The following is a 16,322-nucleotide window of genomic DNA, read 5'->3' as shown; positions in this document are numbered from 1 at the left end:
ATGGCTACACCACAACCCGGCATGAAGAAGCGCCAAATCATCGCTAACTCCAACCGTACGATGTTTATGTGGATTGCCGGCATGTCAGCGGTTCTAGGGGTATGTGCTGTGCTTTCTATTTTTCTCACGCAACATATTGTCTATAAAATGAAAGTCATTAGTAAACTCAACGATACGGCCGCCACTGTAAAATCAAATATCGCCACTGCGGATGAGCTTGTGAAGAATGTTCGGGTGTACGAATCAAACGATGCCCTAAACTCAATTAAGGCACGACCCGAAGACAAAGCACTGCAGGTTGTGCTCGACGCGCTTCCCGCTGACCCGAACGCACTAGCGCTTGGTTCGTCGCTACAACAGAACCTTCTTGCAGGAGCCTCCGGCGTGAATGTAGAATCGATCAATGTTCAAGCAGTTGTCGATGAAGCCGACAGTGGTCAGCTTGGGACGATACCCCTTGTTGTCACTGTTTCAGCTCGCGATGCCAATAGCCTCAAAGATATGCTTACCCGCATGGAAAAATCAATCCGTACGATTGATATTGATACAATGATGCTCGAAAAAACTGACGAGAAGTACACAATGACCCTTAACGCCCATGCGTACTATTTGCCTGGTGTTACTGTCCAGCTTAAAGACCAAATTGTCCCTGTCAGTGATGGGAAAAAGAAAGCGAGTAAATCATGAAAAAAAGTGATATCGCGATGATTATTCTGATCGCGAGTATGACGGCACTCATTGCTTTTTTAATCGGTGATCAAATTCCTGGGCTCAAGCTCGAAGAAAAGGGTGTGAAGGTGCCTGTTGCTTCAAAAGTAAAGTCCGATGTTGTTGCACCGAGCGATAAGGTGTTCAACAAAGACGCCATCAATCCAACGGTTCAAACAGTTATCGGCGGGTCTGGCGCTGCACAGTAGGAACTACTATGGCGCTCATGACCGACGACATCCAACAAAAGCTCATCGCTCTCTTGCAGGAGGAGGGGTTGGTTAGTACTGATGCGCTCACAAAAGCGAGCGAAGAGTCGGCCAAAGCCAACAAACCCTTGCTTAGCGTCCTAACACAGACAGCCGTTATCGATAATGAGCTTCTAACTCACGCTATTGCCCAAGTATCGGGCGTGCCATACGTCAATCTCACGAGTACAATTGTCGATCAAGCGATCTTGTCACTACTACCATCTGATATTGCCGAGCGGTTTATGGCTGTGCCGTTAGCAGAAGTTCAGAATCGACTTGCTGTGGCGATGATCGATGCCAACAATGTCCAAGCGGTGGATTACCTTGCAAATCGTATTCAGCGCCCACTCAAAGTTTTTATGGCATCTGAAGCGGGTGTTCGACACGTGCTTGATCAGTACAAGACTGACCTTTCTAGTGTCGATGTTGCTGCACAGGTATCGCAGAAGGAAGCTGATAGCGAATCAAGTCGTGATATAAAAACAATTGTTCAAGACTCTCCAATCAGCCGAGCGCTGAGTACTATCCTAGAGTATGCTGTTAAAAGTCGTGCCAGCGATATTCATATTGAACCTCTTGAGAAGGCGCTCAAAATCCGCTGTCGGATTGATGGCGTACTACGAGAAGTTATGCAGTTACCAAAAAGTATTGAACCAGCACTGATTAGCCGAATAAAAATTTTATCCAGTTTGAAGATCGACGAGCATCGCGTGCCACAAGATGGTCAGTTTGCCGTTAAGGTGGGGAATAAGGAAGTTGACCTGCGTATCGCGATTAGCCCTGTTGTTTGGGGCGAACAATGCGTCATTCGTTTGCTCGACAAAACTGGTAATAGCTTTGATCTTGAGGAAATGGGCTATGCTGGTCGAGCGCTACGTACGATCCGCAAAGGTCTCAAGCGCCCCAACGGCATGCTGCTGACATCTGGTCCGACCGGTAGCGGTAAATCGACGAGCTTGTATGCGCTTATCAAAGAAATTAAAAACGAGACCATCAACATTGTTACATTGGAAGACCCAGTCGAGTACAAAATGGATGGCGTGAACCAAATCCAGGTCAATGCCGAGGTTGGACTAACATTTGCTTCAGGCCTACGTTCGATCTTGCGCCAAGATCCAAACGTTGTGATGGTAGGTGAGATGCGCGACAGCGAAACTGCCAATCTTGGTGTTCAGGCGGCGCTAACGGGCCACTTGGTTTTTAGCACCCTCCATACCAACAGTGCGGCAGGGGTTTTGCCACGGCTTCTCGACATGGAGATCGAGCCATTTCTGATTGCTAGCACCGTCAATACTATTATTGGACAACGTCTAGTGCGTCGTGTGGGCCCTAAGCGTGATGCGTACTGGTCGAGTCCACTTGAGACTAAAAGTATTATCGATAATGTGGGCCATTTGCTTCCCCGGACCAAAGAAGACATCGCTCGTGTATCGGCTGATCTTGGGTATAAGGACTTGCCACTGGCAGGCCAAACAGCTTATACTTTAGTGAAGGGACATGACACGCCAGCGACTCCGCACGGGTATAGTGGACGCGCCGGCCTGTATGAGGTGATGGATGTGACCGAGGAGATCCAACAGCTCATCGTCGCCCGAGCAACGAGCGCTGAGATTCAACGTAAAGCTGTTGAGCAGGGTATGATTACTATGCGACAAGACGGCTACCTCAAAGCACTACAGGGCATTACAACGCTCGAAGAAGTTAACAGGGTGACATCAGATACGGTCTAAAAGGGAGAGGCAATGCAAAATCAAGAACTACGAATCGAAATACTGCTCGAAGAAGTCGTGAAGAAGCGCGCAAGCGACCTTCATATTCAGGTCGGATTGCCTCCTATGCTGCGCATTGACGGTTCGCTGACGCCAGTTGCTGGTTTTAACCCACTTGATGAGCAGCAGGTTGAAAGTCTTATTTTTGCCATCCTCGACCAAGACCAGCAACAGATTTTGCTCAAAGACAAGGAGTTTGACTTTAGCTTTGCATTTGGTGTACTTGGGCGTTTTCGCGTCAATGCCTTTCATGAGCGTGGCAATTTAGCTGCAGCACTACGCCTTATCCCTAATGAGATCAAATCAGTAACCGAGCTCGGCATGCCACAGGTCGTCCTAACATTCGCTGACTATCCGCGCGGTCTTGTGCTAGTGACCGGACCAACCGGAAGCGGTAAGTCGACGACGCTGGCTGCACTTGTTGACAAGATCAACACTGAAAAATCACAGCACATCATTACCATCGAGGACCCAATCGAATTTACGCATAAATCGAAAAGATCGGTTGTAGTTCAGCGTGAAGTGCATTACGACACTTATTCATTTTCGGCTGCGCTGCGTAGTTCGCTTCGTCAAGATCCTGATGTCGTATTGATCGGTGAGATGCGTGACCTCGAAACAATCAGCGCGGCTATCACCATCGCCGAGACTGGGCATCTCGTGTTTGCTACCCTTCACACCAACAGCGCTGCCCAAAGTATCGATCGTATGATTGACGTATTTCCGCCCCATCAACAGCCTCAGATCCGGTCCCAGCTCGCTAATATATTGATGGCTATTTGTAGTCAGCGTTTGGTGCCAGCTATCGGTGGTGGACGTGTTGTGGCAGCAGAGGTGCTCATCGCTAATCCAGCAGTTCGCAACGTTATCCGCGAAGGCAAGAGCCACCAGCTTGATGCTATTATCCAAACTGGGGCAGATCAAGGCATGCAAACCATGGATCGTACACTTGTAAGTCTTGTGCAAAGTGGCACGGTAACTTACGATCAAGCGCGTGAATTTGCCGTCGACCTAACAGAGTTCGAAAGGCTTATGAGAGGATAGAATGAAGAAATTCAACTACGAAGCTCGTGACAAGGCCAGTAGCAGCGTGGTTAAGTCGATGGTACAGGCCGACAGCGAATCGGCAGCTGCTAAAGTGCTAATTGAACAGGGGCTTATGCCGCTCGACATTAAAGAGATTGACGAGAACGGTTCATTAATCGCCAAACTAACTGGCCGTGTTACAACTAAAGATAAGATTATTTTCTTGCGTCAACTTTCAACTCTGATTGGTGCCGGCTTGCCCCTTGCCCAAAGTATGCATACCGTACTCGAACAAACACAGAACAAGCAAATGCAGCGAGTTGTCGAAGAGGTGATCGCTGATGTCGAGGGTGGTCATACCCTGAGTGACTCATTTGGTAAACACCCAGAGGTCTTCGACAAAATTGTACTCGCGCTGGTATCAGCAGGTGAGGCATCGGGTACGCTTGACGAAGCTTTGAAGCGGATCGCTACCCAAAAGGAAAAAGATGCAGCCATGATGGGCAAAATCCGTGGCGCGATGGTATATCCGGGCATTGTATTACTTGTCATTATTGGAGTTATGACGTTTATGCTTGTTGCTGTAGTACCACAGGTTGCCAAGCTGTATGATGACATGCATAAATCTTTGCCGTTTCTAACAGCGATGATGATTGCGGCGGCAAATTTCATCATCAATTTCTGGTGGTTGACGATCATTGTCATCGGTATCGTCATTTACTTTACAATACAGTACTTCAAGACTGATGCCGGTATTAAATTCAAAGACACTGTAAAGCTTAACATACCATTGTTCAGTGGGATGTTTCGCAAACTCTATATGGCGCGTTTTACGCGGACTGGTCAGACACTACTTTCTACTGGTGTCGGGATGCTCGACATGCTGCGTATCAGCAGTGAAGGTACCAATAACACAATCATTGCGGCTGGTATTATGCGCGCAGCTGAGAAGGTAAAAGGCGGTAAGGCGCTTAGCGTCGCGCTTCAACCAGAAGCCTATATATTACCGATGGTACCACAGATGATCAAGATTGGTGAGCAATCGGGTAAGATCGACGAGATGATGGGCAAGACAGCTCAGGTATTTGAGGATGAGCTCGACGAAGAGATTAAGTCAATTTCAACAGCGATTGAACCCGTCCTAATGGTGGTGCTCGCTGTTTTTGCCGGTGGTATGGTGGGGGCAATTTTGTTCCCAATCTACAGCCTAGTAGGCGGAATCAACTAGAAAAGTCTAGACACGCGATAGCCACGTGCGGTATCATAGTACTCAAGGTAATAAGCTCTAAGAGGGAAGGTGGAAATATTACTACGATGAGCAAGCAAGAACTGAAACAAAAGGGATTTACAATCATCGAGGTAGTGTTGGTGTTGGCGATCGCTGCTCTGATATTTCTGATGGTATTCATCGCATTGCCAGCGTTACATGCTAGCCAGCGCGACACGGCACGCAAGAATGATGTGAGTATTGTGGCATCAGCAATCAACTCGTGGTCAAGCAATAACAGAGGGAAGAGCATTGGTGAGCTGGTAGGTAAGACCCTTCTTGATCAGTATGCGACAAGTAAGTCCGACAATACGACAAGTATTGTTGTAAAAGCGGCAGCAACGGGTGATGTAACGGCAAATGACGCCGAAGTCACCGTATATGTAGGAACAAAATGTGACACCGTAGGAGCGGAGGGTAAGGTAACACTTGCAAAGGGGACCGCGCGTCAAGCGGCTATAGTGACTAAGCTTGAGGGTGGCTCAAACAGCGGATACTGTCTCGAATCATAATAACTCAGTGATTCTTCCACAAAAACCTCCTCCTGATAGGGGGTTTTTGTTATGATAAGGTGTATGGATAAACTTCTTATGATTGGGACGATAGCGTGGCTTGGCGCGCTTATGGGCAGCTTTGCAGGGGCTCAGGTGTGGCGACTGCGCGCCCACCAGCTAGTAGAAGACAAGGCGCATGGCGAGACGATCAGTCAACAAGAACTCCAGAGGCTGAGGCCTCTTACTCGTCGTCCAATAAGCAAAGATCGTTCCAGATGCCTTCATTGTCACCATATCCTGGCATGGTATGATCTAGTGCCGATTGTTAGCTGGTTAAGTCTCGGGGGAAGATGTCGTTACTGTCGTGCTCCTATTGGAAGTGCAGAGATACTGCTGGAAGTTGGATTAGCGGTAACCTTCACTGTCTCGTACTTATTTTGGCCGTATGGGACAGATACCAGCTTTGGAGTGATAAGTCTCGGTTTGTGGCTAGTCGCCTGTGTAGTAATGGCAGTTTTGTTTATGTATGATGCTAAATGGTTCTTACTGCCGTTTTCGGTCAATATCCTATTGATAGCAGTTGCTGTAGTATATTCTACCTACCGGGCGATTGCACTCGGAATCAGTCCCGAGCTGCTCATTTCGCTCGTCATAGCATTGGCGTTAATGGCAGGGCTGTATTTTCTATTTTCATTGTTTGGCTGGGTAGGGCTTGGTGATAGTATTTTAGGCATCGGACTCGCGCTTTTTGTTGGCAAGGGTGAGCTGGCATTTTTGGCCTTGTTTGTTGCAAATTTGCTGGGATGTTTTATGCTCATTCCCTTGGCAGCCGGAGGCAAACTACATCGTCATGCTCATATTCCATTCGGGCCGTTTCTTATTCTCGGTACTAGTATAGCGTTGCTGTGGGGCGATGCGCTTATTAGAACGGTTTTTTCCTGGACTGACACACTTCTCAACACGCTTATGATATAATCGATTACAGATATGGGCATCAGAGTAGCCAAGGGGTTTTCGGTTATTGAGGTGATACTCTTCCTGGGTATTACCGGGCTCGTCATGGCCGTACTACTTGCTGGTGTTAGCACGGCCCTTAACCGAGAGCGTTATCACGATGCTGTCAACTCATTTCAAGACTATCTTCAGGGTCAATACAACCTCGTGGCAAACGTCAATAATTCTCGTGAACCAGACGCAGTATGTAAAGACGGAAAGATTACTGTAGGCGAAACGACAGATACGGGAAGGGGCACGAGTGATTGCACAATTGTGGGTCGGGTTATCTATAGTTCAGCAGATGGCTACAGTGTTAGTTCGGCGCAGGTATACGCCACCGTGGATGCAGCTACACTAAGCGGCGATGATGACGCCCAAGTGTTTCGTGATGCAAAGCTAGTTGTCAGCCCCGAATCTGAACGTTATACGATTGGCTGGTCGACGCAGCTCGTTCCGCAGGGCGGCAGTTCACCTCTGGCCTTTAGCATCTTGATTGCCCGCACGCCAACAAATGGTCAGCTACACACGTATGTACTTGCCGAGGCCGATAAGGTGCCGTCAGATATTGTCGGAACTATTGCAGATAAGCCTGGATTTAGGATATGTGTCAGTAATCCCGGGCTCATGCCCGGAGGTGGTAGGACAGGCGTGACACTTGCTTCAGACGCGGCGAATAGTAGCGGAGTGCTTTTTGCGCCAGAAAGTGAGTGTTAGTGAGACGTGTAAGCTGGAGGGGCGATACGGTTGTTGAGTTAGTACTTGCTTTTGCTATTTTTTCACTTGCTGCCGTTACGACGATCATGATCCTCAATCAGGGTGTTGCGGTATCCCAGCGCAGCCTTGAAAAATCACTGGTACGTCAACAGATCGATGGGCAAGCAGAACTTATTCGTTATCTCCGCGATACAGCTTCTGTACGCTGGACTGACGTAAAAAGTCTTGTGACTGCCGATCCGCTTGGGCTTAATAGTACGGTATGCCCCGAAGTTGACCAGATTAGTACAAGTGGTGCCAACGGATTTGTCATAGTACCTGATGCGACCGATGCGGAGGGTTATGTGATTGTTAAAGCTTCATCGACAAGTTATCAAGCAGCACAGGCCTATGCAAAGATAGACTTTGAAACTAAGAAGTCTGATGGTATGTGGGTGCAGGTAGCCAGAGCGGAAGATGGCGGTACAGGGGTCACTGCCTATGACATATATATTCATGCCTGTTGGGATGCGCCTGGACAGAGTGTGCCGATGACAGTAGGGACAATAGTGAGGCTTTATGATAAAACATAACTCGCGGCGTGGATTTACCCTTGTAGAGCTAACACTTGTAATGGCATTCATGTCTGTTTTGCTGCTTGCCATTCTGTATCTTACTATTCATGCGGGTAAGCTCTACACAAAGGGGGTGACTAACAAGACATTGAATCAGATAACTCGCGATATCACAGACCTCATGAAACGTGACGTTCTCGCATCGGACTCGAAGACTATTAACAACCCGGCACCTTCAGAAATTGGAGACCAACAGACAGGAAGGCTGTGTACTGGTACAGTTTCTTACCTGTGGAACACTGCGGCACTGCTAGATAACACCGTTGCGGCCAAGATAACCTATAATGGCAATCCTGTGACATTCGTGCGTGTTATCGATCCAGGAGCGAGTCTCTGCTTGGGTGACCCCGCTCCTACTGTCATTCCCGACGCCATGAAAGTAACGGAGCTACTAAGTACCAATGGGCGCGACTTTGCTATCTATTCTCTGACAATTGTTACGATTGCGAGTGATGCGTCAGGGAGGGGGCTTTACAGTGTTCATATGGTACTCGGCACCCACGAAAAAGATACCACGCAAGTTGATGCCGATGCGGGCGTACAATGTAAGCCACCAACTGATAGTAGCACTAACTTTGACTATTGTACGGTGGGAGAGTTTACAACAATACTACGAGCTGGGGGAAGAGGTAATTTATGATACACACTACTTATCGCGGTAAAGAACGAGGTGCGACTGCCCTTGTTATTGTCATGTTTGCAGTGCTTTTATTTATCACTGTCACCGTCAGTTTCATGAAGATTATGTCGCTTGAGCAAAGTCGCAGTAACGACAACGAGTTGTCACAGGGAGCCTACGACTCTGCACTTGCAGGTATCGAAGATGGTAAACGGGTACTTGCCGCGTGTGCGGCTGATGCAGCTTCTGATGCCTGTACTGTGCTAGCCGGAGAGCCGACGTGTACAACAGTCAGTGCGGCCAAAATTGTCAAGGCAGAAGCTAACGGAGAAGTCTACCTAAAAACTTCACTAGGTGCAAACGGAACTGATTTCCAACAGTCATATACTTGTGTAAAAATTAGTCGTAACACGCGTGACTATCGTGGGACACTTAAGCTTGATGAATCAAATGTTGTACCACTGACAGTTGCAAGTTCAGATGCATTCGACACGGTTCACTTCTATTGGTATGCAAAAGACCCCGCTAGTCCACTTAAAAAACCCGCGCTGAGTAACGTCGCTTCACCATTACTACCAAAGCTTGTAGATTGGGATAATACTGGCAACGCTGCTAATCCTCCGCTCATGCGTCTCCAGCTCATGCAGTTTAGTAGCACCGGTTTTCGTCAATCCGACTTCGACAATGATGGTGCATCGCATACCCTCTACCTATATCCCAATAGCTCAGGCGTGACCACGCTAAATTTTGCAGCTGATGGCAGACGATCCGGCACGCTCGCACCGTCATTGGTGCGCTGCGCTGCTGATTTTGTCAATGACGGCTATGCATGTGAAGCAAGGATTAAGCTACCCGATCCGATTGGAATGGATGGTGATATGAAGAATCGTCGAGCATACCTTCGTATTACCGCTATCTACAATGCCGCAGACTACAAGATTATACTCGAGAATTCCAGTGGCGGTTCAGTTGATTTCAATGGTGTACAGCCATCGATTGACTCAACCGGAAGAGCAGCAGATGTATTCCGTCGTGTCGATGCCAGGGTAGAACTGGTTGACCCAAATGAAGGACTACTCTATCCGCGTGCGACTGTTGATATCACTCACAACTTCTGCAAAAGCTTCATTGTTGCACTTGACCCCACTGACTACAACGATGGCGGCTGCGACCCAACCAAGCCCTAGTCTTTGCTATGAAATTTCTCGTACACGTCGCGTAGGTGTGCATCGGTAACGTGCGTATACACCTGTGTGGTACTGATGCTGCTATGGCCAAGCATCGACTGGACGCTGCGGATATCGGCACCATTCATCAGTAAATCAGTTGCAAAGCTATGACGCATGGTATGGGGACTGACGTGTTTGGTAATACCAGCAAGCTTAGCATAGCGGCTTATCATGCGCTGCACACTACGCTGCGTTAAGCGACGATAATTACCAGAGGTATCAGCAATACTATTGCGGCTGTAGTTAAGGAAGAGTGGGGCGAGTGAGTCCGCTCGACAAGCCAAATACGTCTCAACATGAGCTGCAGCCGTTTCGCTAATAAAGACTGGGCGATCCTTTTGGCCTTTGCCCCTTACCATAAATTCGCGTCTCTTCGTATTAATATGCCCACGATCGAGGTTGATCAGCTCTGAAACGCGCAGGCCGCTCGAAAACAATAGTTCCATGATTGCCCGGTCACGCAGATGTTGTGGCGCTTCGTCACCCGGTATGGCATCAAGCATGCGCTCGACTTCTTCATAGTGAAGAAACGTTACTTGTTTGCGATGGACTTTTGGTAGCTCGATTTTGTCGGGGCTGAGTGCGGTTATGTCGCGCTTGCCAAGATAAGCGAGAAAACCGCGCAGCGCAATCAGGTGATAACTCTGGGTGATGGTTGCGAGTTCGTCGCCGAATTCACCAACATAGCGGTTGAGCCACAAGCGGTATTTGCGTACCCGTTCGCTGGTAATTTGATCAACCGGTATATCGCCGGCAAATTCGATGAACCGTTCTAAGTAGCGACGGTAGTTTTCGGCAGTTTTTGCCGAGCGACCGCGCTCAACTTCGAGGTGCTCGATAAAATCGATGATAAGTTCCGACATGTACATATTCTTAGCATAGCGTACCAGCTCGCCAAACGATAGCGTGTTGCCGGTTTATTATTGTTGTACGCTTTCTTTTGCTACAATAAGGTAAGTTAAATAAGGAAAAATATGAAGAATACACCAGTTGAAAAAACACTGATCGTTTTTAAACCAGATGCTATCCAGCGGGGGATTGTTGGCGAAATACTGTCACGTTTCGAGCGTGTTGGGCTCAAAATTGTCGCCACCAAAATGATTGCCCCAACCAAAGAGCACTACTATAAGCACTACGAAGAAATCGGCAAAATGATCACCCGGCGCGGCCAAGACAAGTTTGATATTACGCTCGAGATGATGGTGCAAGGACCGGTTATCGCCATGGTGCTCGAAGGAGTAGAAGCAGTAGGGTTAGTGCGCAAGCTAGTCGGTACCACCGAACCAAAGAGTGCATTACCAGGTACGATACGGGGTGATTTCTCGCACATGAGCTTTGGCTACGCCGATAATGAGGGCAAGGGTATCCCAAATCTCATTCATGCTAGCGGCGACCCCGAAGAAGCTCAGCAAGAAATCGACCACTGGTTTTCCGATGACGAGCTCTACGACTATAGCGTGCTCAACGAAAAGTTCACCCGCTGACAGTATATACAGGGGTAGGATGATATAATAGGAATGTCCGCCTCGGTAGCTCAATTGGGGAGCCTTCAGCGAAAATAAGCAGTTGCTCTATCCAATTGGCCACAGAAGCATAGCGGCAACATATAATAAGTAAGGTATGCCTCGGTAGCTCAATTGGATAGAGCAGTTCCGTCCTAAGGAAAAGGTTGTAGGTTCAACTCCTGCCCGGGGTACCAAACATATGCCAAGAGAAGCCAACGAATCAGAACAATCATTCAATGGACAGCGCGAGGGTGAGCGACTGTTGTTCGTCTTCCGTCGTCATATTATTGCCATGCGCAAGGGGTTTTACTTATTGCTCATTCCTTTTGCGCTTACTTCGCTACCGCCGCTTCTATGGCCGCAGAACCTTGAGTTGTTTTTGTTGCCAATCGGCGGATTCGTCTTTGGGCTTCTATGTTTTTCCTACTATTTCCTTATGTGGCGCTTCACCTACTATATTGTTACCGATCAGCGTATACGCCAGGTGACGCAAAAAGGCTTTTTCGGCACGGATGTTGTCGAACTAAGTCTCGCGAAGATCCAAAACATAAGCTATAATATACCAGGCTTTAGTGGTGAAATATTCGGTTTTGGTACCATTGTTATTCAGACATTTGTCGGTGACCTCGTGATACATAACGCTGAACATCCCGCCAAAATTTATAATCGCCTCCAAGATGCAGTTAACCAGGCAACAAAGCCTCAACCACAAGGATCATATGAAGAAACTATCGATTAAAACACTTCGCCGCAAACATGATGACACGGGTCCATCTCGTATTACGAATGAGACGGTGGCAGAGCATCGCGAAAAGATCCTTGCGGGGGGTAGGAAATTCAAATATCCAATCCAGTACACTCGTCACAAGCTTGTCATCAATGCGCTACTCGTGATTGTTGGTGCTGCAATAGTTCTTGCCCTCGTCGGCTGGTGGCAGCTCTATATTATGCAAAATTCAACCACGTTCATGTACCGTGTCACTCGCATTCTCCCTGTACCGGTTGCTGTCGTCAATGGTGAACAAGTACGGTTTAGTGACTATCTCGTACAATATAGGGGTTCAGAATACTATCTTAGTAAATACGACGAAATTAAAGCTTCTTCGGCCGATGGACAGCGTCAGTTGTCGTACATTAAGCGTGAATCCTTGAATAAAGCCATTGCTTATGCCTATGCGAAGCAAATTGCACGTGATAAGAAGATATCGGTGAGCGAAAAAGATATCGATCAAGTTGTTGACCAACAGCGCAATACCACAAATGGCCGAATATCACAGGAAACGTACGATGCGTCGTCGCAAATGATTTATGGCTGGTCTCCATCTGACTACCGACTGGCAATCGAGCAGGGAATTATTCGGACACGCGTGGCATTTGCGGTCGACGAAGACGCTAAAAAACAAGCTGATGCCGCGGCGCCGCTGGTAGTAAGCACTGGTGCAGATTTTGCCAAAGTTGCCGATCAGATTGGTGCCCTACCCGGCGCAAAAGTGGTTGTCGGCCAGACTGGGCTTATTAGCAATACGGGGGTTTCAGGGGGGCTGCAGGTCTCTGAAGTTTATAAATTGGACAAAGGTCAAGTTTCTGGTCTCATGAAAAGCAGCACCGATGACGGGTATTATTTTGTGAAAGTACTCGAAAAGAATGATACTCAGGTTAGTTTTTCCTACCTTCATATCCCACTCGCAACGTTCACCAAAAACCTTGAGAATCTGAAAAAAGCTGACAAAATTACTGAATACATTAGTATCGAAGAGAAAAAGTAAAGGAATAGCTAAGCATGTACAGTCTTCCCGATTTACCCTATGAGTACACGGCACTTGAACCGGCTATAAGTAGCGAGATAATGCGACTTCACCATGCTAAACACCACCAGACGTATGTCGATAAGTTGAATGCTGCGCTCGATCAAGAACCTGATTTGCAGCATATTCCTCTAGTAGAACTTCTTGCAAATATTGGATCGCTACCTGAGTCTGTCAGAGTAGTGATACGCAACCACGGAGGTGGCCACTATAACCATAGTTTATTCTGGCAATGTATGGCACCAGGCGCAGGTGGCGAACCGGGGGGTGTGCTTGCAGAGGTAATTACTGAGAAGTGGGGAAGCTTCGATGCCTTTAAACAAGAATTTACTGCTAAAGCAACCGGCCTTTTTGGTAGTGGTTGGGTGTGGCTAACACGTGATCTTGAAATTATGGCTATGCCCAACCAAGATACGCCCATGATGGAAGGCAAGGGCGAGCCGCTCATGGGGCTTGATGTATGGGAGCATGCTTATTATTTGGACTACAAGAACAAGCGTGACGACTATATCAACCGCTGGTGGGAAGTGGTGAATTGGGAGTTTGTTGCGGAGCGGTACGATCCAATCGCCGGAATTAATGAAAAAAGATAACTTTTCAGAGGCCCGTGGTGGGTGGTCTCGTACCTTGGAAGTGTCATGCGAACACTGTGGTGACCATATTGCCTTCTACCAAAAAGACGGACCGGGTAACTTGCGCCGTATGTATGTAGATAGATTTATCGACATCGTACCAAAGGGCAGGGAACTTATTTGTCAAAAGTGTAATAGAGTTTTAGGTACACTAATAATCTACGAGAAAGAGTTAAGGCCGGCCTATCGACTATACGTTGATTCTATAACTAAGAAGATTGTTCCGAGTGTTCATCCGGCAAGCATGTGACAGGATATTAAAGTAAAATACCTATCATTGTGATAGGTATTTTACTTTGGCGCGCCCGACCGGATTCGAACCGGCGATCTCCTCCGTGACAGGGAGGCGTGATAGACCAGCTTCACTACGAGCGCATGTTGTTCTCACGTATCATAGCAGTTTTCACCCCTATAATCAACACTGCTCCGACAATTTATTTTATCTATCGCCAGTGGTATAATGTGTCAGGGTACTGTGCCGCTGTAGCTCAGCTGGTAGAGCGGCGCTTTCGTAAAGCGTAGGTCACCGGTTCAATCCCGGTCAGCGGCTCCAATTATATGACACTATGGAACAGTCAAATTTCAAAATAACCATCAAACGCGTGCTGCTCGACCGGCCTTTTTTGCTGCTCTCGGCGACTCTGGTGCTGACAGGTATTATCTATCTATTCGTTGTCGGCCTCAATATTCGCTCGAGCGACGTGACTGTTTATTCTCGCTATACCGCCTTTGGTGAGGCGCATTTTTACAAATCTCACTGGCAGTATCTGCTGACGTTTGTGCTTTTTGGTATTGTTGTTGTAGCGGGCCACCTTGGACTCATGGTAAAACTACACAATATGGAACGACGCCAAACTGCCCAGATCATCGGTTGGATAGGTATCGTGATGCTTTGCATCGCGGCATCGTATGCGCTTGCGGTCATGCAGCTAGGCCATAGTTCATGATTGACCTCGAACTTCCACTAACTCGACGTAGTAAATTGTATCGTTTGTTCGAGATTCTTCCCGCAATTGTCAGCTATGGCATGATACTACTATTGATTGTGTTATCAATAACGTCTCCGTTTGCCGCTGCTATCTACCTGCTGCTTATTATCATGACGTTTTTCATCAAATCGATTGGCATATCGTACCATACAATTGTTGGACACTCGCAGCTGTCACGCGCTCAAAAGGTGGATTGGCATGAAAGGCTCAGTGATCTCGAGACCCCTGTTAAGAGCTATGATCGGCTTCATGGTGCCAGTTCACGCGCTTTTGGGTCCCGCGAGCATAAAGACAACTTACGACTTATGGCGGCCGATCCGTCCAGTTATCCTAAGCCCTCGACGCTCCACCACGCTATTATTATTGCTGCTTATAACGAAGCCTACGATGTGATTCAGCCGACAATCGAGTCCGTACTAGCCTCAAGTGCTGATGCCGCGCGCATGATTATCTTCTTGGCTTATGAAGAACGGGGTGGGGAAGGAATAGAGGTGACCGCACGGCGTCTGCAGCGCGAGTACACGGGCAAGTTTGAAGCATTCGAGATCGTTAAGCACCCCGATGGGCTGCCCGATGAGTTGCAGAGTGGTAAGGGGCCCAATATTACCTACGCCGGGCACAGGCTTCGTCAATGGTGCGACAAGCATCATCTATCCTACAGTAGGGTAATAGTCACAACTCTTGACTGTGACAATCGCCCGCACCCCACCTACTTCGATTACGTTGCCTATGAATACATCGTGCAAGATGATCGTAAGCACGTGTCCTACCAGCCGATCGCACTCTACTTTGGCAATATATGGGATGCACCGGCGCCGATGCGTGTGATCGCGACTGGTAATTCATTTTGGACGATTATTAGCAGTATGCGTCCTCATACACTGCGTAATTTTGCCGCACACTCCCAGCCACTCGATGCGCTGGTCGAAATGGGGTTTTGGAGTAGGCGAAGTATTGTCGAAGATGGACACCAGTTTTGGCGCAGTTATTTTTATTTCTCGGGTAATTATAGCGTTGTCCCGATCCATGTACCCGTGTACCAAGACGCGGTGATGGCGGATACGCTACGCAAAACGCTCGTCGCACAGTTCAAGCAGTTGCGTCGCTGGGGATATGGCGTGTCCGATATCCCATATGTAGCGGTACGGCTGTTTACGAAGTCGCGCAATGTGCCATTTTTCGAAGGCCTAGCGCGTTTTGTAAGGCTTGTCGATAGCCACGTCACCCTTGCTACCACTGCTATCCTCGTCACCTTTGGGGGGTGGGTACCGCTTCTCCTTAATCCGCAGTCAAAGCGGGACATCACGGCGCATTCACTGCCCATCGTGGTCAGCTATATTCAGCAGGTTGCGATGGTTGGGTTGTTTATCACTATTCTTCTCATGCTTAAGATGCTACCCCCTCGTCCCGAGCGCTACAAAAGGCGTCGTACGATTGGTATGGTGCTGCAGTGGCTGCTTATGCCGATTACATCAGTGTGCTACAGCGCAATTGCTTCATTCAATGCCCAGACTCATTTGGCGTTCGGAAGGTATCTCGACCGGTTCGATGTGACTGAAAAGGCGACACTTGCGTCTCAGGAGCGGGCGAAGCGGGAGAAATTAGCGAAGAAGCAGCGCTAACACTTGGTCTACCGCGCCGACGCACCTCCTTTAGTAGGCCGTGTTGCAAGGCATAGCTTATGGCAGCAGCGCTATCGTAGTT

The 16,322-nt window shown here is 48.1% G+C and carries 18 protein-coding genes and 3 tRNA genes; 19 read left to right on the top strand and 2 right to left on the bottom strand.

Annotation, left to right across the window (positions count from 1 at the left end; translation table 11 throughout):
- The 11 genes from IPM09_04085 to IPM09_04035 all read left to right on the top strand — a co-directional run bounded on the left by IPM09_04085 (window position 1) and on the right by IPM09_04035 (window position 9,645).
- On the top strand, window positions 1-687 hold the full coding sequence (locus IPM09_04085) for a hypothetical protein (GenBank protein ID QQS21668.1): 687 nt from the start codon (window positions 1-3) through the stop codon (window positions 685-687).
- Window positions 684-917, top strand: a complete 234-nt coding sequence (locus IPM09_04080) for a hypothetical protein (GenBank protein ID QQS21667.1) — start codon at window positions 684-686, stop codon at window positions 915-917. The genes IPM09_04085 and IPM09_04080 overlap by 4 nt, the downstream gene beginning before the upstream one ends.
- Window positions 918-925: 8 nt before the next feature.
- On the top strand, window positions 926-2,689 hold the full coding sequence (gene tadA, locus IPM09_04075; GenBank protein ID QQS21666.1) for a Flp pilus assembly complex ATPase component TadA: 1,764 nt from the start codon (window positions 926-928) through the stop codon (window positions 2,687-2,689).
- 12 nt (window positions 2,690-2,701) lie between these two features.
- Window positions 2,702-3,772 carry a type IV pilus twitching motility protein PilT gene (locus IPM09_04070; protein QQS21665.1) on the top strand — a complete coding sequence of 357 codons (1,071 nt, stop codon included), beginning with the start codon at window positions 2,702-2,704 and terminating at the stop codon, window positions 3,770-3,772.
- A 1-nt stretch (window position 3,773) separates the two neighbouring features.
- On the top strand, window positions 3,774-4,982 hold the full coding sequence (locus IPM09_04065) for a type II secretion system F family protein (protein QQS21664.1): 1,209 nt from the start codon (window positions 3,774-3,776) through the stop codon (window positions 4,980-4,982).
- Between the two features lie 86 nt (window positions 4,983-5,068).
- Window positions 5,069-5,533 carry a prepilin-type N-terminal cleavage/methylation domain-containing protein gene (locus IPM09_04060; protein QQS21663.1) on the top strand — a complete coding sequence of 155 codons (465 nt, stop codon included), beginning with the start codon at window positions 5,069-5,071 and terminating at the stop codon, window positions 5,531-5,533.
- Window positions 5,534-5,596: 63 nt separating this feature from the next.
- Window positions 5,597-6,490 carry a prepilin peptidase gene (locus tag IPM09_04055; protein QQS21662.1) on the top strand — a complete coding sequence of 298 codons (894 nt, stop codon included), beginning with the start codon at window positions 5,597-5,599 and terminating at the stop codon, window positions 6,488-6,490.
- A 12-nt stretch (window positions 6,491-6,502) separates the two neighbouring features.
- Window positions 6,503-7,225 carry a hypothetical protein gene (locus IPM09_04050; protein ID QQS21661.1) on the top strand — a complete coding sequence of 241 codons (723 nt, stop codon included), beginning with the start codon at window positions 6,503-6,505 and terminating at the stop codon, window positions 7,223-7,225.
- Window positions 7,225-7,797 (top strand): hypothetical protein, encoded by a 573-nt coding sequence (locus IPM09_04045; protein QQS21660.1) that lies wholly within the window; start codon window positions 7,225-7,227, stop codon window positions 7,795-7,797. Before IPM09_04050 ends, IPM09_04045 begins: the two co-directional genes overlap by 1 nt.
- Entirely contained in the window at window positions 7,784-8,479 is a 696-nt protein-coding gene (locus IPM09_04040; protein ID QQS21659.1) for a type II secretion system protein, read from the top strand. Before IPM09_04045 ends, IPM09_04040 begins: the two co-directional genes overlap by 14 nt.
- Window positions 8,476-9,645: a hypothetical protein gene (locus IPM09_04035; GenBank protein QQS21658.1), complete on the top strand. Its 1,170-nt coding sequence runs from the start codon at window positions 8,476-8,478 to the stop codon at window positions 9,643-9,645. The genes IPM09_04040 and IPM09_04035 overlap by 4 nt, the downstream gene beginning before the upstream one ends.
- Here IPM09_04035 and IPM09_04030 read toward each other — a convergent pair.
- Window positions 9,642-10,556: a tyrosine-type recombinase/integrase gene (locus tag IPM09_04030; GenBank protein QQS21657.1), complete on the bottom strand. Its 915-nt coding sequence runs from the start codon at window positions 10,554-10,556 to the stop codon at window positions 9,642-9,644. The genes IPM09_04035 and IPM09_04030 overlap by 4 nt on opposite strands.
- 93 nt (window positions 10,557-10,649) lie before the next feature.
- Here IPM09_04030 and IPM09_04025 point away from each other — a divergent pair, with 93 nt between their 5' ends.
- The 5 genes from IPM09_04025 to IPM09_04005 all read left to right on the top strand — a co-directional run bounded on the left by IPM09_04025 (window position 10,650) and on the right by IPM09_04005 (window position 13,590).
- The gene (locus IPM09_04025) at window positions 10,650-11,171 is read left to right on the top strand and encodes a nucleoside-diphosphate kinase (GenBank protein ID QQS22470.1); all 522 of its coding nucleotides are present in this window, start codon (window positions 10,650-10,652) and stop codon (window positions 11,169-11,171) included.
- A gap of 138 nt (window positions 11,172-11,309) precedes the next feature.
- Window positions 11,310-11,386, top strand: a tRNA-Arg gene (locus tag IPM09_04020).
- Window positions 11,387-11,391: 5 nt separating this feature from the next.
- Window positions 11,392-11,931 carry a PH domain-containing protein gene (locus IPM09_04015; protein QQS21656.1) on the top strand — a complete coding sequence of 180 codons (540 nt, stop codon included), beginning with the start codon at window positions 11,392-11,394 and terminating at the stop codon, window positions 11,929-11,931.
- Window positions 11,912-12,958, top strand: coding sequence for a SurA N-terminal domain-containing protein (locus tag IPM09_04010; protein QQS21655.1), 1,047 nt, complete (start codon window positions 11,912-11,914; stop codon window positions 12,956-12,958). The genes IPM09_04015 and IPM09_04010 overlap by 20 nt, the downstream gene beginning before the upstream one ends.
- A 14-nt stretch (window positions 12,959-12,972) precedes the next feature.
- Window positions 12,973-13,590, top strand: coding sequence for a superoxide dismutase (locus IPM09_04005; GenBank protein ID QQS21654.1), 618 nt, complete (start codon window positions 12,973-12,975; stop codon window positions 13,588-13,590).
- A 336-nt stretch (window positions 13,591-13,926) separates the two neighbouring features.
- On the opposite strand, the gene IPM09_04000 is transcribed toward IPM09_04005, so the two are convergent.
- A tRNA-Asp gene (locus IPM09_04000) sits at window positions 13,927-14,004 on the bottom strand.
- A 102-nt stretch (window positions 14,005-14,106) separates the two neighbouring features.
- Here IPM09_04000 and IPM09_03995 point away from each other — a divergent pair.
- The 3 genes from IPM09_03995 (at window position 14,107) to IPM09_03985 (ending at window position 16,240) form a co-directional block, all read left to right on the top strand.
- Window positions 14,107-14,182, top strand: a tRNA-Thr gene (locus tag IPM09_03995).
- 13 nt (window positions 14,183-14,195) lie between these two features.
- Window positions 14,196-14,576 (top strand): hypothetical protein, encoded by a 381-nt coding sequence (locus tag IPM09_03990; GenBank protein ID QQS21653.1) that lies wholly within the window; start codon window positions 14,196-14,198, stop codon window positions 14,574-14,576.
- The gene (locus IPM09_03985; protein ID QQS21652.1) at window positions 14,573-16,240 is read left to right on the top strand and encodes a hypothetical protein; all 1,668 of its coding nucleotides are present in this window, start codon (window positions 14,573-14,575) and stop codon (window positions 16,238-16,240) included. Before IPM09_03990 ends, IPM09_03985 begins: the two co-directional genes overlap by 4 nt.
- Window positions 16,241-16,322: the final 82 nt, after the last annotated feature.

This window comes from Candidatus Saccharibacteria bacterium, assembly GCA_016700015.1.
Lineage (GTDB): Bacteria > Patescibacteriota > Saccharimonadia > Saccharimonadales > Saccharimonadaceae > Saccharimonas.
Note: the sequence above shows the minus strand (reverse complement) of the source record. Positions and strands in the feature narration are given on the sequence as shown.

What these genes read in the sequence shown, in the direction of transcription:
- IPM09_04060 (QQS21663.1), top strand. Translation starts at nt 5,069, where the DNA reads ATGAGCAAGCAAGAACTGAAACAAAAGGGATTTACAATCATCGAGGTA.
- IPM09_04010 (QQS21655.1), top strand. Translation starts at nt 11,912, where the DNA reads ATGAAGAAACTATCGATTAAAACACTTCGCCGCAAACATGATGACACG.
- IPM09_03990 (QQS21653.1), top strand. Translation starts at nt 14,196, where the DNA reads ATGGAACAGTCAAATTTCAAAATAACCATCAAACGCGTGCTGCTCGAC.
- IPM09_04050 (QQS21661.1), top strand. Translation starts at nt 6,503, where the DNA reads ATGGGCATCAGAGTAGCCAAGGGGTTTTCGGTTATTGAGGTGATACTC.
- IPM09_04085 (QQS21668.1), top strand. Translation starts at nt 1, where the DNA reads ATGGCTACACCACAACCCGGCATGAAGAAGCGCCAAATCATCGCTAAC.
- IPM09_04030 (QQS21657.1), bottom strand. Translation starts at nt 10,556, where the DNA reads ATGTACATGTCGGAACTTATCATCGATTTTATCGAGCACCTCGAAGTT.
- IPM09_04015 (QQS21656.1), top strand. Translation starts at nt 11,392, where the DNA reads ATGCCAAGAGAAGCCAACGAATCAGAACAATCATTCAATGGACAGCGC.
- IPM09_04005 (QQS21654.1), top strand. Translation starts at nt 12,973, where the DNA reads ATGTACAGTCTTCCCGATTTACCCTATGAGTACACGGCACTTGAACCG.
- IPM09_03985 (QQS21652.1), top strand. Translation starts at nt 14,573, where the DNA reads ATGATTGACCTCGAACTTCCACTAACTCGACGTAGTAAATTGTATCGT.
- IPM09_04065 (QQS21664.1), top strand. Translation starts at nt 3,774, where the DNA reads ATGAAGAAATTCAACTACGAAGCTCGTGACAAGGCCAGTAGCAGCGTG.
- tadA (QQS21666.1), top strand. Translation starts at nt 926, where the DNA reads ATGGCGCTCATGACCGACGACATCCAACAAAAGCTCATCGCTCTCTTG.
- IPM09_04055 (QQS21662.1), top strand. Translation starts at nt 5,597, where the DNA reads ATGGATAAACTTCTTATGATTGGGACGATAGCGTGGCTTGGCGCGCTT.
- IPM09_04070 (QQS21665.1), top strand. Translation starts at nt 2,702, where the DNA reads ATGCAAAATCAAGAACTACGAATCGAAATACTGCTCGAAGAAGTCGTG.
- IPM09_04040 (QQS21659.1), top strand. Translation starts at nt 7,784, where the DNA reads ATGATAAAACATAACTCGCGGCGTGGATTTACCCTTGTAGAGCTAACA.
- IPM09_04035 (QQS21658.1), top strand. Translation starts at nt 8,476, where the DNA reads ATGATACACACTACTTATCGCGGTAAAGAACGAGGTGCGACTGCCCTT.
- IPM09_04080 (QQS21667.1), top strand. Translation starts at nt 684, where the DNA reads ATGAAAAAAAGTGATATCGCGATGATTATTCTGATCGCGAGTATGACG.